The sequence below is a fragment of the Pontitalea aquivivens genome (assembly GCF_046507575.1).
GTDB classification, from domain to species: domain Bacteria; phylum Pseudomonadota; class Alphaproteobacteria; order Rhodobacterales; family Rhodobacteraceae; genus Pontitalea; species Pontitalea aquivivens.
On sequence record NZ_JBKFEY010000016.1, the window covers coordinates 1 to 23,750 of the forward strand.

At 64.6% G+C, this 23,750-nt stretch carries 23 protein-coding genes, 2 tRNA genes and 1 pseudogene; 9 read left to right on the forward strand and 17 right to left on the reverse strand.

All coding sequences use genetic code 11. The features are described from left to right. Positions 1-106: 106 nt before the first annotated feature. On the reverse strand, positions 107-1,246 hold the full coding sequence (gene mnmA / locus ACK8OU_RS14525) for a tRNA 2-thiouridine(34) synthase MnmA (RefSeq protein ID WP_410304143.1): 1,140 nt from the start codon (positions 1,244-1,246) through the stop codon (positions 107-109). Between the two features lie 128 nt (positions 1,247-1,374). Here mnmA and sciP point away from each other — a divergent pair, with 128 nt between their 5' ends. From sciP to ACK8OU_RS14550, 5 genes are all read left to right on the forward strand, one after another. After that, positions 1,375-1,653 (forward strand): CtrA inhibitor SciP, encoded by a 279-nt coding sequence (sciP, locus tag ACK8OU_RS14530; RefSeq protein WP_410304144.1) that lies wholly within the window; start codon positions 1,375-1,377, stop codon positions 1,651-1,653. A 94-nt stretch (positions 1,654-1,747) separates the two neighbouring features. Next, entirely contained in the window at positions 1,748-2,461 is a 714-nt protein-coding gene (gene ctrA, locus ACK8OU_RS14535; RefSeq protein WP_410304145.1) for a response regulator transcription factor CtrA, read from the forward strand. A 59-nt stretch (positions 2,462-2,520) separates the two neighbouring features. After that, positions 2,521-4,641, forward strand: coding sequence for an NAD-dependent DNA ligase LigA (ligA, locus tag ACK8OU_RS14540; protein ID WP_410304146.1), 2,121 nt, complete (start codon positions 2,521-2,523; stop codon positions 4,639-4,641). Next, a complete protein-coding gene (recG, locus tag ACK8OU_RS14545; protein WP_410304147.1) occupies positions 4,638-6,749 on the forward strand; it encodes an ATP-dependent DNA helicase RecG in 2,112 nt (703 codons plus the stop codon). Before ligA ends, recG begins: the two co-directional genes overlap by 4 nt. 90 nt (positions 6,750-6,839) lie before the next feature. Continuing rightward, entirely contained in the window at positions 6,840-6,962 is a 123-nt protein-coding gene (locus tag ACK8OU_RS14550) for a hypothetical protein (RefSeq protein WP_410304148.1), read from the forward strand. A 134-nt stretch (positions 6,963-7,096) separates the two neighbouring features. On the opposite strand, the gene ACK8OU_RS14555 is transcribed toward ACK8OU_RS14550, so the two are convergent. Further along, positions 7,097-7,534: an iron-sulfur cluster assembly scaffold protein gene (locus ACK8OU_RS14555; protein WP_410304149.1), complete on the reverse strand. Its 438-nt coding sequence runs from the start codon at positions 7,532-7,534 to the stop codon at positions 7,097-7,099. A gap of 61 nt (positions 7,535-7,595) precedes the next feature. On the opposite strand from ACK8OU_RS14555, the gene hisI reads away from it, so the two are divergent. Beyond that, positions 7,596-7,952 (forward strand): phosphoribosyl-AMP cyclohydrolase, encoded by a 357-nt coding sequence (gene hisI / locus ACK8OU_RS14560; RefSeq protein WP_410304150.1) that lies wholly within the window; start codon positions 7,596-7,598, stop codon positions 7,950-7,952. Positions 7,953-7,962: 10 nt separating this feature from the next. Here the strand turns inward: hisI and gluQRS are convergent, their stop codons facing one another. The 6 genes from gluQRS to ACK8OU_RS14590 all read right to left on the reverse strand — a co-directional run bounded on the left by gluQRS (position 7,963) and on the right by ACK8OU_RS14590 (position 14,582). Then, positions 7,963-8,817, reverse strand: coding sequence for a tRNA glutamyl-Q(34) synthetase GluQRS (gene gluQRS / locus ACK8OU_RS14565; RefSeq protein WP_410304151.1), 855 nt, complete (start codon positions 8,815-8,817; stop codon positions 7,963-7,965). Between the two features lie 4 nt (positions 8,818-8,821). Further along, positions 8,822-10,156, reverse strand: a complete 1,335-nt coding sequence (gene trmFO / locus ACK8OU_RS14570) for a methylenetetrahydrofolate--tRNA-(uracil(54)-C(5))-methyltransferase (FADH(2)-oxidizing) TrmFO (protein WP_410304152.1) — start codon at positions 10,154-10,156, stop codon at positions 8,822-8,824. 35 nt (positions 10,157-10,191) lie between these two features. Continuing rightward, positions 10,192-10,542, reverse strand: coding sequence for a DUF6614 family protein (locus tag ACK8OU_RS14575; protein WP_410304153.1), 351 nt, complete (start codon positions 10,540-10,542; stop codon positions 10,192-10,194). 140 nt (positions 10,543-10,682) lie between these two features. After that, entirely contained in the window at positions 10,683-13,409 is a 2,727-nt protein-coding gene (gyrA, locus tag ACK8OU_RS14580) for a DNA gyrase subunit A (protein WP_410304154.1), read from the reverse strand. A gap of 98 nt (positions 13,410-13,507) precedes the next feature. Next, positions 13,508-14,023 carry a disulfide bond formation protein B gene (locus ACK8OU_RS14585; protein WP_410304155.1) on the reverse strand — a complete coding sequence of 172 codons (516 nt, stop codon included), beginning with the start codon at positions 14,021-14,023 and terminating at the stop codon, positions 13,508-13,510. After that, complete coding sequence (locus tag ACK8OU_RS14590) at positions 14,004-14,582, reverse strand: YqaA family protein (protein WP_410304156.1); 579 nt, start codon at positions 14,580-14,582, stop codon at positions 14,004-14,006. Before ACK8OU_RS14590 ends, ACK8OU_RS14585 begins: the two co-directional genes overlap by 20 nt. Positions 14,583-14,739: 157 nt before the next feature. Here ACK8OU_RS14590 and ACK8OU_RS14595 point away from each other — a divergent pair. Further along, a pseudogene (locus ACK8OU_RS14595) lies at positions 14,740-14,829 on the forward strand (neutral zinc metallopeptidase); the annotation flags it as partial. Positions 14,830-14,918: 89 nt separating this feature from the next. After that, positions 14,919-15,002: transfer RNA gene (locus tag ACK8OU_RS14600), tRNA-Leu, on the forward strand. Positions 15,003-15,379: 377 nt separating this feature from the next. On the opposite strand, the gene ACK8OU_RS14605 is transcribed toward ACK8OU_RS14600, so the two are convergent. The 9 genes from ACK8OU_RS14605 to ACK8OU_RS14645 form a co-directional block, all read right to left on the reverse strand. Next, positions 15,380-16,630 carry a phage major capsid protein gene (locus ACK8OU_RS14605; protein ID WP_410304157.1) on the reverse strand — a complete coding sequence of 417 codons (1,251 nt, stop codon included), beginning with the start codon at positions 16,628-16,630 and terminating at the stop codon, positions 15,380-15,382. A gap of 170 nt (positions 16,631-16,800) precedes the next feature. Then, positions 16,801-17,037, reverse strand: a complete 237-nt coding sequence (locus tag ACK8OU_RS14610) for a hypothetical protein (protein ID WP_410304158.1) — start codon at positions 17,035-17,037, stop codon at positions 16,801-16,803. 308 nt (positions 17,038-17,345) lie between these two features. Then, positions 17,346-19,925: a DUF3987 domain-containing protein gene (locus tag ACK8OU_RS14615; RefSeq protein WP_410304159.1), complete on the reverse strand. Its 2,580-nt coding sequence runs from the start codon at positions 19,923-19,925 to the stop codon at positions 17,346-17,348. Between the two features lie 103 nt (positions 19,926-20,028). Then, on the reverse strand, positions 20,029-20,325 hold the full coding sequence (locus tag ACK8OU_RS14620) for a hypothetical protein (protein ID WP_410304160.1): 297 nt from the start codon (positions 20,323-20,325) through the stop codon (positions 20,029-20,031). Beyond that, a complete protein-coding gene (locus tag ACK8OU_RS14625) occupies positions 20,322-20,735 on the reverse strand; it encodes a hypothetical protein (protein ID WP_410304161.1) in 414 nt (137 codons plus the stop codon). Before ACK8OU_RS14625 ends, ACK8OU_RS14620 begins: the two co-directional genes overlap by 4 nt. 144 nt (positions 20,736-20,879) lie before the next feature. Then, positions 20,880-21,167 carry a hypothetical protein gene (locus ACK8OU_RS14630; protein WP_410304162.1) on the reverse strand — a complete coding sequence of 96 codons (288 nt, stop codon included), beginning with the start codon at positions 21,165-21,167 and terminating at the stop codon, positions 20,880-20,882. Then, positions 21,167-21,391 (reverse strand): helix-turn-helix domain-containing protein, encoded by a 225-nt coding sequence (locus ACK8OU_RS14635; protein ID WP_410304163.1) that lies wholly within the window; start codon positions 21,389-21,391, stop codon positions 21,167-21,169. Before ACK8OU_RS14635 ends, ACK8OU_RS14630 begins: the two co-directional genes overlap by 1 nt. A 60-nt stretch (positions 21,392-21,451) precedes the next feature. Further along, positions 21,452-22,141, reverse strand: coding sequence for a hypothetical protein (locus tag ACK8OU_RS14640; protein ID WP_410304164.1), 690 nt, complete (start codon positions 22,139-22,141; stop codon positions 21,452-21,454). Continuing rightward, positions 22,138-23,415 (reverse strand): tyrosine-type recombinase/integrase, encoded by a 1,278-nt coding sequence (locus tag ACK8OU_RS14645; protein ID WP_410304165.1) that lies wholly within the window; start codon positions 23,413-23,415, stop codon positions 22,138-22,140. The genes ACK8OU_RS14640 and ACK8OU_RS14645 overlap by 4 nt, the downstream gene beginning before the upstream one ends. A gap of 143 nt (positions 23,416-23,558) precedes the next feature. Here ACK8OU_RS14645 and ACK8OU_RS14650 point away from each other — a divergent pair. Beyond that, positions 23,559-23,643, forward strand: a tRNA-OTHER gene (locus tag ACK8OU_RS14650). Positions 23,644-23,750 lie beyond the last annotated feature (107 nt).

A 23,750-nucleotide genomic window follows, 5' to 3' on the forward strand; every position in this document is an offset into this window, starting at 1 on the left:
CCCCGCGGGGGGGGGGGCGCCCCCCCCCCCCCCCCCCGCGGCCCGGGGGGGCGGGGGGGGGGGCCCCCCCCCCCCACCCCCGGAGTATTTCACCGAAGAAGAAGGATCAGCGGCCCTTCCAGATCCAGCCGCCGCCCAGGATGCGGGTGCCACCGGTTTCATAGAACACGCAGGCCTGGCCTGGGCTGACGCCTTCTTCGGGGCTTAGCAGTTCCACTTCGGCCTCGGTCGCCGAGATCGGGCGGATAATCGCGTCGCGCGGGGGGCGGGTCGAGCGGACCTTGACGCTGACATGCCATTCGGGCTGGCTGCCGAAGGGTGCATCGCCCAGCCAGTTGATCTCGCGCACCGGGATGATGCGGGTTGACAGCGCCTCTTTCGGGCCGACGATCACGCGGCGCGTCTCGGGGTCGAGTTTCACGACGTAGAGCGGATCGCCCAGACCCCCGATGCCAAGGCCGCGGCGCTGGCCGATGGTGTAATGGATCACGCCGCGGTGGCTGCCCAGCACGTTGCCCTCAAGGTCGACGATTTCACCCGGGTCGGCCGCGCCGGGGCGCAGTTTCTCGATCACCGCGGCGTAATTGCCGTTGGGGACGAAGCAGATGTCCTGGCTGTCGGGCTTGTCGGCCACAGCCAGCCCGTATTTCGCCGCCAGCGCCCGGGTTTCGGCCTTTGACGCCAGATGCCCCAGCGGGAAGCGCAGGAAGGCCAGCTGTTCGGGCGTGGTCGAGAACAGAAAATAGCTTTGGTCACGGTTGGCATCGGCGGCGCAATGCAGCTCGGGGCCCTTTGCGCCCATCTTGCGCTGGATGTAATGGCCCGTCGCCATGCAGTCGGCCTCAAGATCCTTGGCGGTTTCCAGCAGGTCCTTGAACTTGACCCGTTCGTTGCAGCGGATGCAGGGCACGGGCGTGGCACCGGCCAGATAGGCATCGGCGAATTCGTCGATCACCGCCTCGCGGAAGGTGTTTTCGTAATCCAGCACATAATGCGGGAAGCCCATCGCATCGGCGACGCGGCGGGCATCGTGGATGTCCTGGCCCGCGCAGCAGGCGCCTTTTTTCGCCAGTGCCGCGCCGTGATCGTAAAGCTGCAGCGTGACGCCGACCACGTCATAGCCTTCCTCGGCCAGCATGGCGGCCACGACCGAACTGTCGACACCGCCCGACATGGCGACGACGACGCGCGTATCCTGCGGGCGCTTGGGCAGGCCCAGCGAGTTGAGCGGCAAGTCCTTGGGCATTTGCTAACGGTCCTTTAACCAGACCCGCAGGAATATAGGAAAATGCGAGACAGTCTCAACCCCGCGTTTCACCGCGCGTTAAGGTGACGCGCGCATTCTTGCCCCCATCCAGCTGAGGGGGTGTGCCCATGTATCTGAAAAAAGTTGATGGCCCGCGCGCCGTAACGCTGCCTGATGGTACGATCCTGACCCGCGCCGATCTGCCGCCCGCCGAAACGCGGCGCTGGGTGGCCAGCCGCAAGGCGGTTGTGGTGCGTGCGGTCAATTTCGGGCTGATTCCCCTAAGCGAAGTGCTGGAACGCTATCAGCTTTCGGAAGAGGAATTCACGATCTGGTCCGAAGCGGTCGAAAAGCACGGCGTGGCGGGGCTGAAAGTGACGGCAATTCAGAAATATAGACAACTTTAGATTGAAAAACATGATCAATATGCGACAGTAACGGGTAATTAACCAGTTGATGCAAATCTGGCGCCGACCAGAAGATTAATGCGGAGAACCCGAGATGCGTATTTTGTTGGTGGAGGACGATCCCACGACCTCGCGCAGCATCGAATTGATGCTGACGCATGCCAATCTGAATGTCTATTGCACCGATCTTGGGGAGGAAGGCATCGATCTGGCCAAGCTCTATGATTACGATCTGATCCTGCTGGACCTGAACCTGCCTGACATGAACGGACATGAGGTGTTGCGCCAGCTGCGTCTGGCCAAGGTGGACACGCCGATCCTGATCCTGTCGGGGGCGGATGATACCGACAACAAGATCAAGGGTTTCGGCTTTGGCGCCGATGATTACATGACCAAGCCCTTCCACCGCGAGGAACTGGTGGCGCGGATCCATGCGATCATCCGCCGGTCCAAGGGCCATGCGCAATCGGTGATCCGGACCGGGAAGGTCTCGGTCAACCTTGACGCCAAAACGGTCGAGGTGGATGGCCGTCCGGTGCATCTGACCGGCAAGGAATATCAGATGCTGGAACTGCTCAGCCTGCGCAAGGGCACGACGCTGACCAAGGAAATGTTCCTTAATCACCTGTATGGCGGGATGGATGAGCCGGAATTGAAGATTATCGACGTCTTCATCTGCAAGCTGCGCAAGAAGCTGGCCGAGGTGACGGGCGGCGAGAATTACATCGAAACCGTCTGGGGCCGGGGCTATGTGCTGCGTGATCCGAACCCCGAGCAGATGGAGCGGCGTCTCGCCATCGGTGCCTGAGGCTCTGGACGGACCCCGCGCCTGCCCCTATCACTTCGGGGCAGCGGAAGGGGGACGTGATGGATCAGATGCGCCCGGTGGAAGATCTGGATGAAGGTGCGGCCGCGGCGGAATTGCCGGGGCTGATTGCCGCGATCGAGGCGGCGAATGCGGCCTATCACACGCTGGACGCACCCGAGATTTCGGATGCCGATTATGATGCGCTGAAACGTCGGCTGATCGGGATCGAGACGCGCTTTCCGGCGCTTGCGCGCGCCGACAGCCCAAGCCGCAAGGTCGGCGCGGCAGTGGCCGAAGGTTTTGGCAAGGTAACGCATGACGTGCGCATGTTAAGCCTTGAGAACGCCTTTTCCGATGACGATCTTCTGGATTTCGACCAGCGCGTGAAATCCTATCTTGGCCTTGGGGCCGGGATCGTCGTGGACTATACCGCCGAACCCAAGATCGACGGTCTGTCCCTGTCGTTGCGGTACGAAGGCGGGCGGCTGGTGCAGGCGGCGACGCGCGGGGATGGTGAGGTGGGTGAAAATGTCACCGACAATGCGCGCACCATCGCCGACATTCCGCAGACCCTTGCCGGGGCGCCCGCCCTGCTGGAGGTCCGTGGCGAGGTTTACATGAGCCATGCCGATTTTGCGGCGCTGAACGCGCGCCAGGCTGCGCGGGGTGAAAAACCCTTTGCCAATCCGCGCAATGCCGCCGCCGGGTCCTTGCGCCAGCTGGATGCGCGCGTGACCGCCGGGCGGCCGCTGCGGTTCTTTGCCTATGGCTGGGGGGCGCTGTCCCAGCCGCTTGCTGACAGCCAGCTCGGCGCGATCGAACGGCTTGCGGCGCTTGGGTTTCAGACCAACCCGCTGACCATCGCCTGCGCGGGGCCGGGCGCGGTGCTGGATCACTATCGGCGGATCGAGGCGCAGCGGGCCGCGCTTGGCTATGACATTGACGGCGTGGTCTGCAAGGTGAACGATCTGGCGCTGCAGCGCAGGCTTGGGTTCCGCTCGACCACGCCGCGTTGGGCGATCGCGCATAAATTCCCCGCCGAACTGGCCTGGACGCGGCTGGAACGGATCGAGATCCAGGTGGGTCGCACCGGCGCGCTTAGCCCGGTGGCGCGTCTGGCCCCGGTCACCGTCGGCGGTGTGGTGGTGTCGAACGCGACGCTGCACAATGAAGATTACATCGCCGGGTGTGATTCGCGCGGCCAGGCGATCCGCGACGGCAAGGACATCCGCGAAGGCGACTGGGTGCAGGTCTATCGTGCGGGCGATGTCATTCCAAAGGTCGCGGATGTCGATCTTTCACGCCGCAACAACGACTCGCAACAATATGTTTTTCCAACGAAATGCCCTGAATGCGGGTCCGACGCCATCCGGGAGGAGGGCGATGCCGTGCGCCGCTGTACAGGCGGTCTGATCTGTCCCGCACAAGCTGTTGAAAAACTGAAACATTTCGTGTCACGCGCGGCCTTTGACATCGAAGGCCTGGGCGCCCGGCAGGTCGAGGCGTTTTACCGCGATGGCTGGATCCGGGAACCGGCTGACATATTCACGCTGCGCGCGCGGTATGGACAGGGCCTGCAACAGCTGAAGAACCGCGAGGGCTGGGGTGAAAAATCTGCCCAGAACCTTTTTGAAGCGATTGATCAAAAACGGAAAATACCGTTATCACGGCTGATCTTCGCGCTTGGTATCCGTCATGTTGGCGAAACCGGCGCGGCGCTTTTGGCCAACCATTACACCAGCTGGGCGGCCTTCGAACAGGCCATGACCCAGGCAACCATCGGCGCGGGCCCGGAATGGGAAGAGTTGATGGCGATCGACGGCGTCGGCGCGACGCTGGCGACATCGGTTGTCAGCACATTCCATCAGGGGGCCGAACGCGCCTCGATCGACCGGCTTGTGGCGGCGCTGGAGGTCCTGGATGCCCAGCGGCGCGTGGCGGCCGACAGCCCGGTGGCCGGGCTGACGGTGGTGTTTACCGGCACGCTGGAACGGATGACCCGGGCCGAGGCCAAGGCCCGGGCCGAGGCGCTGGGGGCCAGGGTTGCGGGCACGGTTTCCGCGCGCACCGATCTGCTGATCGCGGGGCCCGGGGCCGGGTCCAAGGCGAAGAAGGCCGCGGATCTGGGCGTGCGCGTCATCGATGAGGACGAATGGATGCAGATCGCGGGGGGCGCATGAGCGGCGTCCCCGTGGCGCCGGCGGGCCGTCCGCCGGTTCTGTTTCCGCTGTTCGCGGGGCTGGAAACGCTGTCGGGCGTGGGCGAGAAAAGCGCGCGCGCCTTTGCCCAGCTGGGCGCCGAACGTCCGCGTGACCTGTTGTTTTTGCTACCACATTCGGTGATCGACCGGCAGCCCGTCGCCTCGATCCGCGAGGCGCTGCCCGGCGCGGTGGTGACGGTCGAGGTGACCGTCGGGCCGCATCTGCCCGCCCGACGCAAGGGCGGGCCAACCCGGGTGATGGTGCGTGATGCGGCCAGCGATTTCCAGTTGGTGTTTTTCCACGCCCGTGGCGAGGCGCTGCAAAAACAGCTGCCCACGGGCGAACGGCGGATCGTGTCGGGCAAGCTGGAAATCTTTGATGGCCTTGCCCAGATCGTGCATCCCGATCACATCCTGCGCCCCGAAGATGCGGCCAGCCTGCCGCGGTTCGAACCGGTCTATCCACTTAGCGCGGGGCTGACGCAGCGGTTGGTGGCCAAGGCGGTGGCGGGCGCGCTGACGCGGCTGCCCGATCTGCCCGAATGGATCGACCCCAGCCTGAAGGCGCGCGAGAACTGGCCCGATTGGGATGCGGCGGTGCGCGCGGCCCATGCCCCCGAAGGCCCTGCCGATCTGGCGCCCACGGCACCGGCGCGGGCGCGGCTGGCCTATGATGAGCTGTTCGCGCATCAGCTGACCCTGGCCCTGGCCCGCCAGACGCTGCGCCGGGGCAAGGGCCGGCCCAGCAAGGCCACTGGACTATTGTCTGGCAAGGTATTGAAATCCCTTCCATATGAGCCAACGGGCGCACAGCGCCGCGCGATTGCCGAAATCGCGGACGACATGGCAACAGACCGCCGGATGAACCGGCTGTTGCAGGGCGACGTGGGCGCGGGCAAGACGCTGGTGGCCTTTCTGGCGCTGCTGGTCGCGGTTGAGGCGGGCGGTCAGGGCGTGATGATGGCCCCGACCGAGATCCTGGCGCGCCAGCATCTGGACAGTCTGGCGCCTCTGGCCGCGGCGGCGGGCGTGCGGCTGGCGCTTTTGACCGGGCGCGACAAGGGGGCGGAACGGGTGGCGAAGCTGGCCGATCTGGCCGCGGGGGGGATTCAGGTTCTGGTCGGCACCCATGCGGTGTTTCAGAAGGACGTGCAATTTCATGACCTGCGCCTTGCGGTGGTGGATGAACAGCACCGTTTTGGCGTGGCGCAGCGGATGGAACTGGGCGCCAAGGGGCAGGCGGCGGATGTGCTGGTGATGACGGCCACGCCGATCCCGCGTTCGCTCAGCCTGGCGCAATATGGCGACATGGATGTCAGCCTGCTGGATGAAAAGCCCCCGGGGCGCAAGCCGGTGCGTACCGCGCTGGTATCCGACACGCGGCTGGAGGAGGTTGTGGACCATCTGCGCCGCGCCGTGGCCGAGGGGCGGCAGGCCTATTGGGTCTGCCCGCTGGTCGAGGAAAGCGAACTGGTCGATCTGATCTCGGCCGAGGACCGCTTTCGCAGCCTGCGCGCGGCCCTGGGCGAGGGGATCGTGGGGCTGGTGCATGGCCAGATGCCGCCGGCCGACAAGGATGCCGCAATGGCCGATTTCGTCGCGGGCCGGACCCGGGTTCTGGTGGCGACGACGGTGATCGAGGTGGGGGTGAACGTGCCCAATGCCTCGATCATGGTGATTGAACGGGCGGAAACCTTTGGTCTGGCGCAGTTGCATCAGTTGCGCGGCCGGGTGGGGCGCGGGGCGGCGGATTCGACCTGTCTGCTGATGTACAAGCCCCCGTTAAGCGATACGGGCGAGCGTCGGTTGCAGATCCTGCGCGACACCGAGGACGGGTTTCGCATTGCCGAAGAGGATCTGGCGATGCGCGGGGCGGGCGATCTGATCGGAACGGCGCAATCCGGGCTGCCGCGGTTCCGCATCGCCGATCTGGAACGTCAGGCGGGGCTGATGGCGGTGGCGCAAAGCGATGCGCGGGCGCTTTTGACCGCGGATCCCGGCCTGCAGGGGCCGCGCGGGGCCGCCGTGCGCTGTCTGCTGTGGTTGATGGAGCAGGACCGCGCGATTCGCCTTATCACCGTCGGTTAATGCTTTGTTCTCACTTGTTCTTAAAAAGTTCTTTACAGCGGGCGGAAAAAATGAGAACAAAATAGCAACAACAGATCAGAGGAGACCATGATGGCCACCGAAATCCGTTCCGCCCTGTCGCGCAGTGCCGATACCCTGGTGATGGATGCGCTTGGCGCGCTGTCGCTGATTGTGATGCTGGTCGTGGGCCTGCACCTGCCCAGCTTTTTCTGACCCGTTCTGCCTTGCGCTTTCGGCCATGCCTGTGGCCGCCTGTCCCCTGGAAAGCGCAGACTGTCCGCCGCCATCCTTGCGATGCGCGGCGGTTCTTTTCGCGGGGTCCTGTTTCCTGGGGGCCGCTGGCCTGGTCAGGGCTGCGTGGCCAGTGCCGCAAGCGTGGCGTCGGGCGCCAGCAGGATTGAAGCGTGACGGTTGGCATAGTCGCGTGCGGGGCGCAGTGCCTCATACCCGTCAAAGGGCGGCTGGGGGGTGGGGCCAGCCTCTTTCAGCATCGCGGCAAGTTCATCGCGCAGCCGGGCCACCTGGTCGGGCGTGCAGCCCACGACCGCCGCGCCAAAGATCGCGGCCGAGGCCTGACCCAGCGCGCAGGCCCGCACCTCTTGGGCGTAATCGGCGATGCGCCCCCCCCCGTCCAGCACCAGATCGACGGTCACCACCGACCCGCACAGCGGCGCGCGCTTGGTGGCGCTGTGCGTGGGCGCGGGCAGGCGGCCCAGATGCGGAACATCCGCCGCCAGCGCCAGGATGCGCTGCGAATAAAGCTTGATGAGGTCGGCGTCGCTCATGTCTTTTCCCCGGTGCATGCCCGCGTTAGATAATCCTGATGACCGCACAAGGAAAGACGTGATGACCTTTGATCCCGCCACGCTGACATTCGATGCCCAGGGCCTGATCCCGGCGATCGCGCAGGATGCCGTTTCGGGCGAGGTGCTGATGATGGCCTGGATGAATGCCGAAAGCATCGCGCGCACCCTGGCCACGGGTCGCGTCACCTATTGGTCGCGCTCGCGCCAGGCGTTCTGGGCCAAGGGCGAAAGCTCGGGTCATGTGCAGACGCTGCGCGAGATGCGCATCGACTGCGACCGCGACTGCCTGTTGTTGCTGGTGGATCAGGAAGGCCCGGCCTGCCACACCAACCGCAGATCCTGCTTTTACACCGCCCTGCGCGCGGGCGATGAGGTCGAGATCCTGAAACCGCTGTAAGGCCCCATGATCAGTTGCCGGTGACCGGCAGGCCGACCATACGCCGGATATCCTGCGGCGTGGCCCCTTCGGCGCGATAGGCGGCAATGGCCCGCGCATCGTCACGCTTGGCCAGGCGCCTTCCGTGTTCATCACGAATAAGCTTGTGGTGGTGGTAGATTGGCGTTGGAAGCTGAAGCAATTTCTGAAGTACGACATGGATCTGCGTCGCCTCGAACAGATCGGCGCCGCGTACCACATGCGTCACCCCCTGCGCGGCGTCATCCAGCACCACCGACAGATGGTAGGATGTTCCCATGTCACGCCGCGCCAGCACGACATCGCCGACGCGGGTGATCAGCGTCTGTGCCGTTACCCGGACAAGCCCCGCGTGATCCGGGCCGGTTTCCAGGAATTCGACCGGCTCTGTGGTCGCCTGGGCCATGTCCAGCCGCAGCGGCGCATCGGGCAGCGGCTGCCCCGACCGGCGGCGGCCCGTTTTGCGGCAGGTGCCGGGATAGACGATGCCATCGGGGCCAAGTGTGACACCTTCCTGCGGGGCGGTGGCGGCCGCCTCAATATCGCGCCGGCTGCAGGAACAGGCATAGACCAGATCGCGTTTCCAAAGATCATCAAGGGCTTGACGATAGATGTTCAGGCGATCGGATTGGCGCATCACGGGGTATTCCCAGCGCAACCCCAGCCAGTGCAGATCATCAAGGATCTGCGCTTCCCATTGCGCGCGGGCGCGGCTCTGATCGATATCCTCGATCCGCAGCAGAAACCGGCCACCCGCCGACCGGGCCATGTCATGGGCCAGCATCGCACTATAGGCATGGCCCAGATGCAGCGGCCCCGTGGGCGAAGGCGCGAACCGCGTGATCACCTTGTCATTGATCCGCAAGCCATTGGGAAAAAATATCTTTCGCGCGGTCTGTATAGGCTTTGTAGCGATCCTTCCGGCCCCTGCGCCCGCCCTTGGCATCGATCGGCGGGAACAGGCCGAAATTCACGTTCATCGGCTGGAAGGTCTTGGCCTCGGCCCCGCCGGTGATGTGGTGGACCAGGCTGCCCATCGCGGTTTCGGGCGGCGGTGGCGGCAGATCGCGCCCCTGGATCGCGGCGGCGGCCATGCGGCCCGCCAGCAGGCCCATCGCGGCGCTTTCGACATAGCCTTCCACCCCGGTGATCTGACCGGCAAAGCGAATGTTGGGCCGTGATTTCAACCGCATCCGGTCATCCAGAAGCCTGGGCGAGTTGATGAACGTATTGCGATGAATCCCGCCCAGGCGCGCGAAGGACGCATTTTCAAGCCCCGGAATCATCCGGAAAACATGGGTTTGCGCGCCATATTTCATCTTGGTCTGGAAACCGACGATATTATACAGCGTGCCCAGCGCATTGTCGCGGCGCAGCTGCACCACGGCATAGGGCTTGGTGGCCGGATCATGCGCATTGGTCAGCCCCACCGGTTTCATCGGCCCATGGCGCAGGGTTTCACGCCCGCGTTCGGCCATCACCTCGATCGGCAGGCAGCCATCGAAATAGCCCGCTGTTTCCCCCTCATGGAACTCGGTTTTTTCGGCGGCCAGAAGCGCATCGATGAATGCCTCATACTGATCGCGCGTCATGGGACAATTGATATAGGCGCGCTGTTCTTCCTCGGTCTCGCCCTTGTCATAGCGGCTCTGGCGCCAGGCGATGGTCATGTCGATCGTCTCGGCATAGACGATCGGCGCGATCGCATCGAAAAAGGCCAGGCTTTCCGCCCCGGTTTCGGCCCGGATGCTTTCGGCCAGCGCCCCCGAGGTCAGCGGCCCGGTCGCAATGATCCAGTGGCCATCGGCGGGAAGCTCTGTAACCTCTTCATGCGAAAAGGAAATCCCGGGATGGGCGCGCAGGGCCGCCGTCACCGCATCGGAAAAGGCATCGCGGTCCACCGCCAGCGCACCGCCCGCCGGCAGCCGATGCGCCTGCGCCATGCGCATCAGCAAGCCATCCGCCGCGCGCATTTCCCAATGCAAAAGACCTACGGCATTGCGCTCATCATCGTCCGACCGGAACGAATTCGAGCAGACCATTTCCGCGTAATTTCCCGTGCGATGCGCAAAGGTTTCCACCTTCGGGCGCATCTCGTGCAGAACGACGCGCACGCCCGCCTCGGCCGCCTGCCAGGCAGCTTCGGATCCGGCCATGCCGCCGCCGATGATATGAAGCGTTTCCATGCCGGTTAGATAGCGCCCCGGCCCGGTCTGCGCAATCAGATCAGCGCGATCCTTTCGCGCCGTTCCGGGTCGGGGAAGGGGCGGTAAAGCCCCACCTCGGCGCGTGCGATCATGCCGTGCATCTGGTCGTATCGATGGGCGGCCACATCATCCACCCGTCCGATCGCGGTAAAGGCCGCATCCAGCGCCGCCATGCTGTCCACCTCCAGTTCCAGCAGGAAGTCGGCCTGGCCATCCGCCGCCAGCCCCAGCTTGCGCCGCAACAGCCGCCAGCCGCGGATCAGCCCGCGATCCTGCAGCAGGCCCATCCAGGCCTCCACCGCCGCGGAAAAAGCCAGCGCCCTGGCGTCCGATTTCAGCTCGATCATGCAGTGATACAGGTTCATGGTCACCTCCGCCCGGCAGCAGACCATGCCCGTATTGAAAAAGCCTTAATCCCTTCGGATTTGCCCAAATATCCCGGGGGGTGAGGGCGCAGCCCGAGGGGGGCAGCGCCCCCCTTCGCGGCTTTTCGGATGTCGCGTCCTCAGGCGTCTTCCTCGCCCTGATCGGCGATCCGGGCGACCGAAACCACCTCTTCGCCCGCACCGGTATCGAACACCTTTACCCCGCCCGCCGACCGCGAACGGAAGGAAATCTGCTCTACGGGGCAGCGGATCGACTGGCCGGTCGAGGTGGCCAGCATCACCTGATCCGACAGTTCCACCGGGAACGAGGCGATCAACGCCCCGCCACGCATCGACTTTTCAAAGGCGGTCACACCCTGGCCACCGCGCCCGCGCACCGGATAATCGTGGCTGGACGAAATCTTGCCCTGGCCCTTGACGGTGATCGTCAGGATCAGGTCCTCGGCCGCCGACATCTCGGCATAGCGTTCGGTGGACAGCGCGCCGGCCTCGGCCACGGTATCCTCGTCATCCGTTTCGACCGCCTCATCCTCGGTCGCGCCCATCACCGCGCGTTTCATGCGGATGAAGGCCACGCGTTCCTCGGGCGTCGCTTCGAAATGGCGGATCACCGACATCGACACGACCGCATCGCCCGCCGCCAGCCTGATGCCGCGCACGCCGGTCGAATCGCGGCCCTTGAAGATGCGCACCTCGGTCACGGGGAAGCGGATCGCGCGGCCATTGGCGGTGACCAGCATCACATCGTCATCCTCGGTGCACATGCGGGTGTTCACCAGCGTCACGCCCTCGGGCAGCTTCATCGCGATCTTGCCGTTGCGCTTGACATTGGCGAAATCCGACAGCGCGTTGCGGCGTACATCGCCATCCGAGGTGGCGAAGAACACCTGGTAGTTGTCCCATTCGCTTTCGGGCGCATCCACCGGCATCAGCGCCGCGATCGATACGCCGGTCGGGATCGGCAGGATGTTCACGATCGCCTTGCCCTTGGCCGTGCGCGACCCCAGCGGCAGGCGCCAGCACTTCAGGCTATAGACCATGCCGTCGGTGGTGAAGAACAGCAATTGCGTATGGGTATTGGCCACGAACAGCGTGGTGACCACGTCGTCTTCCTTGGTCGCCATCGACGACAGGCCCTTGCCGCCGCGGCGCTGCGCGCGGAATTCGGCCAGCGGCGTGCGCTTGATATAGCCGCCCGAGGTGATGGTGACGACCATGTCCTCGCGTTCGATCAGGTCTTCGTCGTCCAGATCGCCCGCCCAGTCCACGATTTCCGTCCGGCGCGGCACGGCATAGGCTGCCTTCACCTCGCGCAACTCATCCGCGATGATCGCCATGATCCGTTCCCGCGATGCCAGGATCGCCAGATATTCGCGGATCTTCGCGGCCAGTTCCTGCAGTTCGTCGGTAACCTCCTGCACCCCCATCGCGGTCAGGCGCTGCAGCCGCAGGTCCAGGATCGCGCGGGCCTGAATTTCCGACAGGTTGTAGGTGCCATCCGCGTTGATCGGGTGCAGCGGGTCATCGATCAGGCGGATGTAATCGGCAATCTCATGGGCGGGCCAGCGCCGCGTCATCAGCCGGTCGCGCGCCTCGGCCGGGTCCTTTGAGGACCGGATCGTCGCCACGACCTCATCCACGTTCGACACCGCCACCGCCAGACCGCACAGGATATGGCTGCGTTCGCGCGCCTTGCGCAGTTCATAGGCCGTGCGGCGCGCCACGACTTCTTCGCGGAAGGTGATGAAATGCGCCAGGAAATCGCGCAGCGTCAACTGTTCGGGCCGGCCGCCGTTCAGCGCCAGCATGTTGCAGCCGAACGAGGTCTGCAGCGGCGTGAAGCGATACAGCTGGTTCAGCACCACATCGGGCGTCGCGTCGCGCTTCAGCTCGATCACCACCCGCACGCCGACCCGGTCGGATTCGTCGGCGATGTTGGAAATGCCCTCAAGCTTCTTGTCGCGGACCAGTTCCGCGATTTTCTCGATCATCGTGGCCTTGTTCACCTGATAGGGGATTTCGTCCACGATGATGGCATAGCGGTCCTTGCGGATTTCCTCGACCCGGGTTTTCGCGCGGATGATGACGCTGCCGCGCCCTTCCAGATAGGCCTTGCGCGCGCCGCCCCGGCCCATGATCTGCGCGCCGGTCGGGAAGTCGGGGCCGGGGATATGGTCCATCAGCCCTTCCGATGTCAGATCGGGGGTCTCGATCAGCGCCAGCGTCGCGTCGATCACCTCGCCCAGGTTGTGCGGCGGGATGTTGGTGGCCATGCCCACCGCGATGCCGCCCGCGCCATTGACCAGCATGTTGGGGAAGCGCGCGGGCAGAACCGTGGGTTCGCGGTCCTTGCCGTCGTAATTGTCCTGGAAATCGACGGTGTCCTTTTCGATGTCGGCCAGCAGCGCCGAGGCGGGCTTGTCCATCCGCACCTCGGTGTAGCGCATCGCAGCCGCGCTGTCGCCATCCATGGACCCGAAGTTGCCCTGACCGTCCAGCAGCGGCAGGCTCATGGAAAAGTTCTGCGCCATCCGCACCAGCGCGTCATAGATCGCGGCATCGCCATGCGGGTGATACTTGCCCATCACATCGCCCACGGGCCGCGCCGACTTGCGATAGGGTTTGTCATGGGTGTTGCCGGTTTCGTGCATCGCATACAGGATGCGCCGGTGCACCGGCTTCAGACCGTCGCGCAGATCGGGGATCGCGCGGCTGACGATCACGCTCATGGCGTAATCGAGATAGGCGGTCTTCATCTCTTGCGCGATGGAAACGGTCGGCCCTTCGTGATGCGGGCGCTGCGGCCCGTCTTCCATCAGGTCCGGCGTATCTGGCGTATCGGTCACGGCTTGCTCGCCCTTCTAGATATTGTTGGCCCGATGTATAGCCGATCCATGCCTTGGGGTGCAATGCGCGAACGCCACCCCGTGGCTTTGCCCGGGGCTCAGGCCCGGCTGCGTGCGCGGACAAAGGCCGCGATCCACAGCGCGGCAAAGGCGAAAGAGGCGATGGCGTTCAGGTTGGGCATCGTCACGCCCCACATCTGCCAGGCGATTTCATCGCAGCGGATCAGCGGCGCGGCCTGGATCTGCGCCAGCAGGTCCTGCGCCGAAAGGGTGCCGACCGGCCCCGAGGTGCAGCTGTCGGGCCCCTCGAACAGGCCCCGTTCCACCCCCGAATGATAAACCCCGATCGCGCCGGTCAGCGCCGCGGCCCCGGCCCCCGCCAGCGCGCCCGCGCGAAACACCGCCGCCGGCAGCCGCAGCGCCATCAGCGCCGCCCCCAGCAGCGCCGCTAACAGATGTGGCCAGCGTTGGGTGATGCACAGATCGCAAGGCGCGACACCGAAATACTGAAACACCAGCGCCGCGATCAGCACGGCGGCCGATCCCGCGCCTGCCAGCCCCGCCAGCAGCGGGGCGGTCAGGGCGGTCAGGCGGTCAAAGATGGCGCGCGGCATAGAAACCTCCGATCAGCAGGACGACGAAAAGGGTGAACAGCAGGCCCAGCCGACGTTCGATGAAATCGCGGACCGGCGCGCCGAACTTCCACAAAAGTCCCGCCACCAGAAAGAACCGCAGCGCGCGCGCCAGCACCGACACCCCCACGAACAGCGGCAGCGACAGCCCCGTCGCGCCCGAAAAGATGGTGATGACCTTGTAGGGAAAGGGCGTGACCCCGGCCACCAGAACCGCCCAGCCGCCATAGGCGTTGAACCGCGCGGCCAGATCATCAAAGCTTTCGGCCTTGCCGTAGAAATCCAGCACCGGCTGGCCGATCGTTTCCATGAAGCCGTGCCCGATCGCATAACCCAGCAGCCCGCCCAGAACCGAGGCCACCGTGCAGACCATCGCGATGTGAAACGCGCGCCAGGGCATCGCCAGGATCATCGGGATCATCAGCACATCGGGCGGGATCGGAAAGACCGAACTTTCGACGAAGGACACCACCGCCAGCGCCCGGATCGCGTTGCGGTGACCCGCCAGCCCCATCGTCCAGTCATACAGCCGCCGGATCATCTGCGCCCCATTCTTGTGCCGCCTGTTCCTCGCCCGTGCGGGGCGCCGCGTCAAGGCACGCACGCCAGGGGCAGGGGCCGCGCGCGCGGATTTGATCTGTCCCGGGGAACCGGGGCGCGGGGTATTCGTGGTTGCGGGATCGGGCAATGCCGGGCGCGTGCCGATGCCCGACGGCTTCACCCACGGCACATCCGGCCAGCGCCGGTCCCGGTTCGGTCGCGGCTTTCAGGCGGGCGATGTCGCGGCCTGCGACAGCTTTGCCGCGCGCGATCTGCAGCATGATCTGCAAGCAGCATCTTGCCACCGCCCGCGCGCCGCGCTAAGCCACATCCGCTGGCCCGAGTGGCGGAATGGTAGACGCAGGGGATTCAAAATCCCCCGCCGCAAGGCTTGTCGGTTCGAGTCCGACCTCGGGTACCAGCTTGAAAACACAGGATAAAATGAAAAAAGGCCGGTCGCAAAGATCGGCTTTTTTCATTGGTGCCGGGGAAAAGTAAGCAAAAAGTAAGCAGATCGGCGCGGGGTCTGATCGCGGGATCGTGAAGGCCGAAGTGCCGAATCTGCCGCGCTTGATGACGCTGGGGTCGGCGCGTGTGCGGATCGTCAGCACATAGAAAAGGCCGGGACAATCTGCCCCGGCCTGTCAAAACGCTGCGCCTGCACATTGGAGAACGCAAGCCGCGTCATGTCGGTGTTTGCCCACGGTCCGACTAACGGGGATGATTCGGCCATCGCTCGGCCCGGCGCATCCTGCCGTGTTGGTGCCAGGGCCGATCGGTCAGCCCCGGCTTGTCTCATCAGGCAGCGGTCACGCCGGTCAGCGTATAGAACGCGCCGGGGTGCTGCACCGCCACATCGGCCCGCATGTGGGCGATAAAGGCATATTGCAGATTGCCCATAAACACCTCGCGCAGCACCTCGATACGGATATCGGAGCGAATGCCGATCAGCAGGTGCCCGAAGTTGCCCGCAAAGATCGTGCTCTCATTCGTGCCTACGCCGCCGTCCGTGGGAATCGCGGTCGTCGTCAGCATCGGAATGCGCGACAGAACGGCGGGCGGGTTCAGCGGCTGCCCGGTGCTGTCCGTCGCGCCGGTCAAGACGCCCTCGTCGCGGGGGTGCATGATGAAGGCACTGACCGGCCCCGCGTTGGCGGTCAGGATCGCCGTGCGCGCCTTGGAAAGATGGGAGTATTCGATCCCTGCCGCGACTGCATCCGTGCCGATGCCCAGCGTGTTGGCGATGCCGCGCGGTTCGGGGGCGGTGCCGGTGCCCAGCAGCGCCACGCGGTCCAGTTCGGACGCCAGAGAGGCGGCCAAAATGCGGGGCAGTTCGCTGCCAAGGTTGATGCTGTCTTGCAGCAGTTCAACGCTAACCTTGGTCATCACGGCCAGCGAACGGGGCACCAGTTGCACGTTGTCAAAGGTCGGGTCGCTCACAGCCACCGCGCCAGCTTCTTCGCGCCAGGCGGGGGTCGGGTCGGACGCCAGGCGGGCGATGTTGTTGGTCATGCCCTCCAGCATCACGGTTTGCGCCCCGGCCTGCGTCACCACCGAAGCGGCGCGCAGGGCGTCGATCAGGCGGGCGCTAAGATGCGTCGGCACCGTGTAGCCCCCGGCGCTGTCACTGCCCTCGGAAAGTGCGCGTTTCTCCAGATCCGTTTCGGCCCCGGTCACCATGCTGCGCAGGTAGCGGCCCAGCGGCAAGCGGTTGTAAGCGTCATGCCCGCGCGCCTCGGCCCAGGTCACGCACCGCTGATCCGGCGCGATCGGCGCGGTGCGCGCTTCGGTGAAGCCGTCACCCAGCCCATCGTCAACGCCCGGCTGCGATGCGTCACCGCCACGCGGGGCGCGGGGGTCACCAGCACGTTCCGATTTGGCGGCGTCGATCTTGTCGCGCAGGTCATCCACCTCGGCCATCAGCAGGCCAAATTCGCGTTCGATCGCCCGCGCTTCGGCGTCGGGGGTGTCGGACTTGATCTTTTGGTGAAGGGCGCGCGCCTCGGCCATCTTGGCGCGGTGGGCTTCTTTGAGTTGCTCGATATTCATTTCATCGTCCTTTGCCTGCGGGGCGGTGAAGAACAGCCGCCCAAAATTGGGGTGCCGCTCTCCTCGCCGCTGGCGAAGGTTCCGCGCTGTCGTGCGCGGCGGCCGAGCGATCTTTCAGCATCGGCTTAGCGTTTTGATATGTAATCACATAACGCTTTACGATGCAACCATCAGCACCGGCCCGCCTGCCCACTACCGACGATTTCCACCGATGCCAGGCGCGCGACGGCACGGTGCAGGCCCTCGGTGCCCTCAATCTCCACATGCAAGCGGACGGATGCGGCCAGCATTGCCGCCGCGAACATGCGCAGATCGCCGCCGCGTTCGGACAGGTCGGCCAGCGCCGCGTCAAAGGCCAGGCGGGCGGCGTTCGCCTCGATCATCATTCGTTGCTTATCGTTCAGCATCTCATCGGCTCCTTTGCGATGTGGTGGGTGTGGTTCTCACGCGCGCAATGCGCACGCGCGCGCATGAGTTTGATTTTTGACCAGTTGGAAAAACTGTGTTTGCGTTGAAAGTGAGGGAAGGGCTCCGGTCCCAGATCGGGGGGCTGTGGACTTTGACACGCCCCCCCCCCGGTGTGTCGGCCAACGCGGGGGGGGATTGTCCACATTGTCCCTTGCGCGTGTGCGAGGATGAAATGCGCCTATATATAGAAAAGGGGGCTGAATTTCAGACTCCCTGACGTGCGCGCAAGGGACTTTGCGGACAAAAGTCATTCTTCACCCCCGCGCAGCACCCCCGCGATGGCCTGCCGGGCTTCGGCGCGGCGTGCGGCTTCTTGTTCGGCCCGATCGGTGAAGCGCCGATGCACAGCCGGGTTGACGATCCAGTGTGGCTGCGATGAGGGGCGCGGCCCGTCGATCCGATCCAACCAGCCTAGCGCGGCAAGTTGCTCCAGCAGCGGGCGAATATCGGCCTCCCTGATCGCGCGCATGGTTCGGTCACCGCGCTGCACGTCGCGGTTCGTGATCCGCTCCAGCTTGTGCGCCAAGATGTAGCCCGCGATTGCCTGAAGGCGGTCGTGATCGTCGGACAGGCCCAGAATGCCACCGTAGAAGGCCACAGCGTGCGGCAAGAGGAATTTGTGCAGAAAGTCCCCGGCGCGCCGTGCGGTGTCCTCCGTGACTGTGTGGGGCAATTCCCGCTCGCGGTTCTCGATGCAGTGCCAGATGATGCACAGGCGCGCGAACAAGCCGTCATATTTGCCGATGTGCGAGGCTAGCTTGCGGTTGACGGCCTCGGATGCCTGAAGGGTCAGGTGTTGCGCCTCCAGATGCCGGCGCACATCTTGCGCGCCATCATCGAAGGCCAGCACGCCCAGCCCTGCAAAACCCGGCGGGCGCGTTTTGTGCAGCTTGTTCACCAGATCCCCATAGATCGCCACCACGGGCGGCGCGGGCGCGTCCTGGCCCATCGTCGCTGGCTTCAGCACCACAGGGAACAGGCGTTGCAACAGGCCATCGTCGTGCGCGTCTGCCACTACCTTGCGGATCGGCTCGGGCTGGATGCCGCCCAGCAGGCACAGCGACAGGTTCGGGATTAGGGCTGATCCACGGCCCACGCGGTTCAAGGCAAATTCGCCGCCGTTGAAGGCGCGCAGCCAAAAGGCCCGGTCAGCACCCGCGCCCTTGCCGCCGTTGTATCGGTCCATCGCGCCAAAGAACCCGGACAGTTCATCCTGCAACAGCAGCACGCCCCACGGGCTGCCCTCCAGCACCAGCTGCGCCGCCTCAACCGTCGCATCCTCGATGCGCAGGCGCGTTTGCGGCGGTGGGTTCTTCCCGTATTTTTCTTCTTTGGGCAGTGCCTGAAACTCCTTCATCGCGGCTTGCCAGTCCCGGAACATTTGCCGGTCGATGCGGCACAGGGGCGCGGTCGCGGCGGACAGGATCGGGCTTTTCTTGGTGGACGGGCTGCCCACCAGCGCGGCCCAGATCCGCGCGCTTTCCGTCCATGTCGGATCGTGGCGCTTCACCTGAAGTTTGATGTTGTCGTTGATCGCCGCCGCGCACGTCACCAGCGCAGCGACGGCCAGCCCGGCAGGATCGGCCCCCATCATCTCGCCCTGCACGCGGGCGAAGGTTTCGATTTCAACCGGCAACAGCCCGGCGGGAAGATCCGGCGCGGGGAACGTGCCCCACAGGTCAACCGGATCGTCGCCCAGATCGGGCGCGCCGCCGTGCCCTGCCGCTTCGGTCTGTGCATTGCCTGCGGTCGATCGGGTGTCGGGTCTGCGGTTCAATCCGGCCTCTTGTGCATAGGCGGCCACCGCCGCGTTGAAGTCGCCGCCGTGCTCGAAGTACACATACAGGTCGAAGGCGTCGCCGTGCCGGTTGCCGTTCGCGCTGGCGGCCCCGATGCCCGCCGCCGCGTCGCTGGCGGACAGGCTCACCCAATAGTCGCCGCAATCGCGGGTCGCGTAGCTGCCGCTCGTCTGCATGGGGCTGCGCCAGTCGGATGAATGCCCAAGCTGCCGGTATCCATACCGCGCCAGCAGATCGCCCACCGAATGCGCCGCGTTGAAGTGATCCACCGGGCGCGTGTCACCGCCCGAAGGTGCCGGGCGGGTGGCGATGCGGTATTGCCGCCGCACTTGCGCCTCGGCCTCGGCCTGCGCCCGTGCCGCCCGGTTCTCGGCCATGCGGCGCATGATCGGGTGATCTTCGGTCAGGTCCAGCCGGTCGGCCTTGACGATCTGGTGCTCGTAAAACTCGCCACGGTTGGGCAGATAGACAAGCTGCGCCGGTAGCGCCAGGCGCCGGTCTGGCACCAGCACGCCCGCGCTCTCGCGCTCCAGCAGATCATAGAAGGCGTGTTGCGCGTCGGTGAAGTCTGCCCCGCCCAAGGGTGCCAGAAGCGGCACCAGCGCCCGCCATTTCCTGCGGTCGGCCTTGGCCGACCGGCTGGAATAGATCAGCCGCGCGGCGGGTCCGGTCACGGCCTCCACAGTTTCACTGACTTCGGCCAGCGACAGGTCGTTGTCGTCAACGTCCAGCGTGAGCCAATGGAACAGCCCCCGCTCGCGCTGCACCTCTTGGGTGCGGGCGTCGCTGCCGTGATAGGCGGACGGGATAAACCACCGGGCGCGCTCTTTCGGCACGCTGGGCGGGGTCTGCACCATTGCGACGATCTCGCGCGCGAGGATGGCGCTGTAGGCCGCGCCCGCCGATCTGTGCGGGTTCGGGCGGCCATCGTTCAGGATCGCAGCGTGCGTGTCGCTCTGCCCATAGCCGGAAACAAAGGCCGGGCTGATCGGGCGGGCGGTGTTGAAGGATTCGGGTTGCGCGTTCACTCGGCCACCTCCCCAAAGGCAAGGCCAGCCATCACGGCGGCTTGATGAACGGTCAGCCCGAAACGGACACGCAAGCGCATGATGCGCAGAAGATCAGCGGCGGTCATGCGCGGGTCTCCTTAGTCGTGTCGGGCTGGCGTTCGATCTCCAGGCCGTGGTCGCCGTGATCGGCCAGAAAGTTGAGGGTGTCCGTTACGCGGCGCAGATTTTCGCGCAGGCGGGCGACCTCGGGGTGCGCGATCTGGACGTGCCAAAAGTCGCCGTTTTCCGGGTCGGGGTCGTCGTCGGCCCAGATTTCCAGCAATCGGGCCAGACGCGCGTTGGCCTGTGTCAGAACCGATGCGGCTTGGCGGCAATGCGCGCCCACATCAGCGGGGATCTGCAAGATCGGTTTTTTCATGCGCGGGCCTCCTTATCGCCCCAGCCCGATCGGGCAAGGCTGGGTGCAAGTTCAGCGCGCATCAGGGCCTCGGCGGCGCGGCGCTCGGTCGTGGCGTCGGCTGCGTTGCCCACGACGATGTGGCGCAGGGTGAAGGTCGCGCGGCCATCCACGTCCAGCCCCACCGCGATAAACGGACGCGCGCCGGGCGGGATGATCGCCGGATCATGGGCAGGGAACGCGGCGGCGGCCTCATCGGTCAGGCGCAGCACCTGGGGCTTGCCGCCCTCGGTCAGCAGCAGCGCAAAGGCGCGCTCCAGCGCCTGCACAGCCCTGGGCGCCGATACCGTCACATGACGGCCCGTGCGGGGGTTGCGGTCAATGCAGCACCGCGCCAGCACGGCGGCGGCGGTCCTGACACATGCGCGCATCTGGCGGCGCGCGGCGCGGTTCTGTGGGGTTCTCATTTGCTCGATACCTCGGTGATTGAACCGAAGGCACGGCGGTGCTAAAGTGTCAGCGTCCAAGCTGATCCATAACTTTAAGCCCGTGCCGTAACCTTCGGCGCGGGTTTCTTATTTCAGGCCGCGCGCGGCGGCGGTTTCCTCGGGGGTCAGCGTGTTGGACGATCCGCCCTGACCGGTCCATTCGATCTGCCGAAGCTTCTCGATCGCGTCCAGTTTATCGGTCACCAGCTTCATCAGCACGTCCTTGGCCAGCGCCTCTTTCGACAGGGGCGGCGCAAAGCGGTGCTCGTCGTGCAGCAGCTCAAGCGCGACAATCAGGCCCTTGATTTCGGTCAGCGCGTCGTCGGTGCGCTCGAAGTTCTCGCGGCAATGATCGGGGAAGGCGGGATTTTTCATCACGCGGCCCCCTCGATCATGTTTGCCTGGACGTAGGCCACCACATCAGCAGCGCGATAGCGCACGGCGCGGCCCACCTTCACATAGGGGATAGTAGCCCCGGCCCAGCGGTCGCGCTCAAACCACTTTTCAGACTTGCCAAGATATTCGGCGGCTTGTCGCTGGGTCCACAGAACCGGGACAGTTGCCACCGTCTCGGCAATCGTTGCGGTGCTATTGTTCATCGGTTGCCCTTTCCTAAAATCGGTAAGGGCAGATTGGGGAAAAGCTGTCGGGACAGTGGCCTAGCTGTCCCGCTTTTTCTGGTGACGGTTCCACTGTCTTTTGATCGCAGTCCATCCGCCTAGGCCCTCGACCTCGCATTGTGCTGCCGCGCTGTCCACGCCCATCATGGGGACTAGTTCCGCCATCCGTTCAAATCTAGCATCGCGCAAAGGTTTGTGCCGGACATTCGTTGCATGTGCTGCGTTCATTTGCCCGCCCGCGACCTTCGCGCCCCGCGTCACGGTTTTCAGATGAAGGGTCCGTTCTCTGAAACGATTGACCGCCCACCCTAAGCGCAGGGTCTGCGCAAAGACCTTTTCCACATCGCCGGATTCGATTGCCCACTCGACCTCTAGCGCATTGAAATAAAGCTGCGCAGCTTCATGGCACGGGGTCAGCGGGTCGGTGTGCTTCTGGATGTAGGCCCACCCTGGCGCAAACGTACAGCCGCGCGGAAGTGTTTTGCCAACGTGTTCGCACCAGAACCGGCCCTTGTGATTTACGCTTATGCCTGGATCGGGGAAGCCTTCCTTGACCACAACGTCAGCCGCGCCCGCCTTGATCTTGGGGAGAATTTTTTGCGGGGTTGGCCAGGATGCGTTGATCTCATCCATCGCTCCCTTGATATCTTCAAAGGTCGCGTCTTTCACCGTCTTGCGCTCAACGGCGTGCATGGCGTCGCGCCAAACATGCGTCACTTTCTTTGTCACCCGCGCGCCTCCAGCATCTGCACCACGTTGTCGGCGTCGCTGCGGGCGGGCGACAGAAGGTAATCCTCGATCCGCTGCATGGCGCCGCGCAGATCCTCGGTTGTCACCTGCACATAGCCCGCGGTCACGTCGCCGCCGCTCACATGGTTGGTCAGGCGTTTCAGCTTGTAGGCGGAAATATCCAACTTGCTGGCGGCGGTGGCGAAGGTGCGGCGCAGGTCGTGGGCGGTCACGCTGATGCCGGTCTGCTTTTCGATCCGGGCATAGGCGCTGCGCAAATTGGCGGGCACGTCCCCGTCAGGGTCACTGAATACAAATTCCGGCCCGCTGATCTTGCGGCGCGCCTCCAGCATCGCGGCCAGTTCCCGGCCTAGCGGCAATTCGTGGTCATTGCGGTTCTTGGTGTTGCGGAATGTGACGATCTTCTTTTTCAGGTCCACATCGGCCCACCGAAGGGCAGGGTAGTTGACCAGCGGATCGCCCAACGCCTCGGACAGACGCGCGCCGGTCAACAGCAGGAACAGCAGCGCATCGCGCTTTTCGTTGTCCTGCTTCAACCCGATCAGCCCATTGCGCACGGCCTCCAGCCATGCGGCGATCTGGCCCTCGGGGATGTGCCCTTTTGCCCGATCCACAGGTGCCCATTGGTTCAGGCGGTTCAGGCGCTGCACCGGGTTCCGTTTTAGCACAGGTTCGTCGTCGTCGTCTGTGTCGGCGATGATATGGTTCAGCGCGGCCCGAAGGTAGCGGTGCGCAAGATTGGCCTGCGCCGGGGATACTGCGGCCATCTTGGCGTGATGTTCCTTGACCATTGATCCGCTGATGTTGGTGATCGGCAGATCAAGCCAATCCTTGAACCGGGTCATAGCCTTTTCAATGTCGCGGATGGTCAGCGCCTTCTTGGGGGCGCCCTTGCCACGGCCCTTCTTGGTGGGCGCGGCCTTGTAAGCCTCGAAGGCTTCTTCCAGCGTCATTTCGCGCGCCTTGCGCTTGGCCTTTTCCTTCACGGGGTCCAGCCCCTCGGCAAATTCTGTTGCCAGCTTCATAGCCTTCTTGCGCGCGCTCTCTGGCGTCATGTCGTCGGCCCTGCCGATCGTCACACGGCGCTCCTTGTTGCCGGCGCGGCGCTGCATGACGTAGCTTTTCGCGCCGCCTGGGGACACGCGCAGGCCAAAACCGCGCAGTTCACTATCCCAGATCAGGCGCGGTTTGTCGGCGTCAGGCTCGGCCTTTGCCACCGTGGTTTTCGTCAGCTTCACCCGCTTGTCGGCCATCGCTTTTAGTCCCCTGCATGTGTTGCGGTCGAAAAAAGTAAGCAAAAAGTAAGCAAAAAGTAAGCAAATCGGCTCAAAATGCGTAGTATATGCAGGGGATACTTAGAACATAAGCGCATGTGAAATCAAGGTTTTTAGTGCTTACTCAAATCAGTTAGGGGTATAGGAACAGGGATTCAAAATCCCCCGCCGCAAGGCTTGTCGGTTCGAGTCCGACCTCGGGTACCAGCGAATCCCTAGTCTCCCGAAAAATCTGCCGTCAGGGCCAAACCGCCCGGCGGGATTTTCATGCGTTACGCAACAGCAGGGGGGCAGGATTCCGGGCCGGATTGGCA

Coding starts and splice junctions, on each gene's coding strand:
- ACK8OU_RS14625 (WP_410304161.1), bottom strand. CDS start 20,735: ATGCGCGCATGTGTCAGGACCGCCGCCGCCGTGCTGGCGCGGTGCTGC.
- ACK8OU_RS14605 (WP_410304157.1), bottom strand. CDS start 16,630: ATGAATATCGAGCAACTCAAAGAAGCCCACCGCGCCAAGATGGCCGAG.
- ACK8OU_RS14645 (WP_410304165.1), bottom strand. CDS start 23,415: ATGGCCGACAAGCGGGTGAAGCTGACGAAAACCACGGTGGCAAAGGCC.
- sciP (WP_410304144.1), top strand. CDS start 1,375: ATGTATCTGAAAAAAGTTGATGGCCCGCGCGCCGTAACGCTGCCTGAT.
- ACK8OU_RS14610 (WP_410304158.1), bottom strand. CDS start 17,037: ATGCTGAACGATAAGCAACGAATGATGATCGAGGCGAACGCCGCCCGC.
- ACK8OU_RS14620 (WP_410304160.1), bottom strand. CDS start 20,325: ATGAAAAAACCGATCTTGCAGATCCCCGCTGATGTGGGCGCGCATTGC.
- ACK8OU_RS14590 (WP_410304156.1), bottom strand. CDS start 14,582: ATGATCCGGCGGCTGTATGACTGGACGATGGGGCTGGCGGGTCACCGC.
- trmFO (WP_410304152.1), bottom strand. CDS start 10,156: ATGGAAACGCTTCATATCATCGGCGGCGGCATGGCCGGATCCGAAGCT.
- ACK8OU_RS14635 (WP_410304163.1), bottom strand. CDS start 21,391: ATGAACAATAGCACCGCAACGATTGCCGAGACGGTGGCAACTGTCCCG.
- ctrA (WP_410304145.1), top strand. CDS start 1,748: ATGCGTATTTTGTTGGTGGAGGACGATCCCACGACCTCGCGCAGCATC.
- ligA (WP_410304146.1), top strand. CDS start 2,521: ATGGATCAGATGCGCCCGGTGGAAGATCTGGATGAAGGTGCGGCCGCG.
- hisI (WP_410304150.1), top strand. CDS start 7,596: ATGACCTTTGATCCCGCCACGCTGACATTCGATGCCCAGGGCCTGATC.
- mnmA (WP_410304143.1), bottom strand. CDS start 1,246: ATGCCCAAGGACTTGCCGCTCAACTCGCTGGGCCTGCCCAAGCGCCCG.
- recG (WP_410304147.1), top strand. CDS start 4,638: ATGAGCGGCGTCCCCGTGGCGCCGGCGGGCCGTCCGCCGGTTCTGTTT.
- ACK8OU_RS14630 (WP_410304162.1), bottom strand. CDS start 21,167: ATGAAAAATCCCGCCTTCCCCGATCATTGCCGCGAGAACTTCGAGCGC.
- ACK8OU_RS14575 (WP_410304153.1), bottom strand. CDS start 10,542: ATGAACCTGTATCACTGCATGATCGAGCTGAAATCGGACGCCAGGGCG.
- ACK8OU_RS14550 (WP_410304148.1), top strand. CDS start 6,840: ATGGCCACCGAAATCCGTTCCGCCCTGTCGCGCAGTGCCGATACCCTG.
- ACK8OU_RS14585 (WP_410304155.1), bottom strand. CDS start 14,023: ATGCCGCGCGCCATCTTTGACCGCCTGACCGCCCTGACCGCCCCGCTG.
- ACK8OU_RS14555 (WP_410304149.1), bottom strand. CDS start 7,534: ATGAGCGACGCCGACCTCATCAAGCTTTATTCGCAGCGCATCCTGGCG.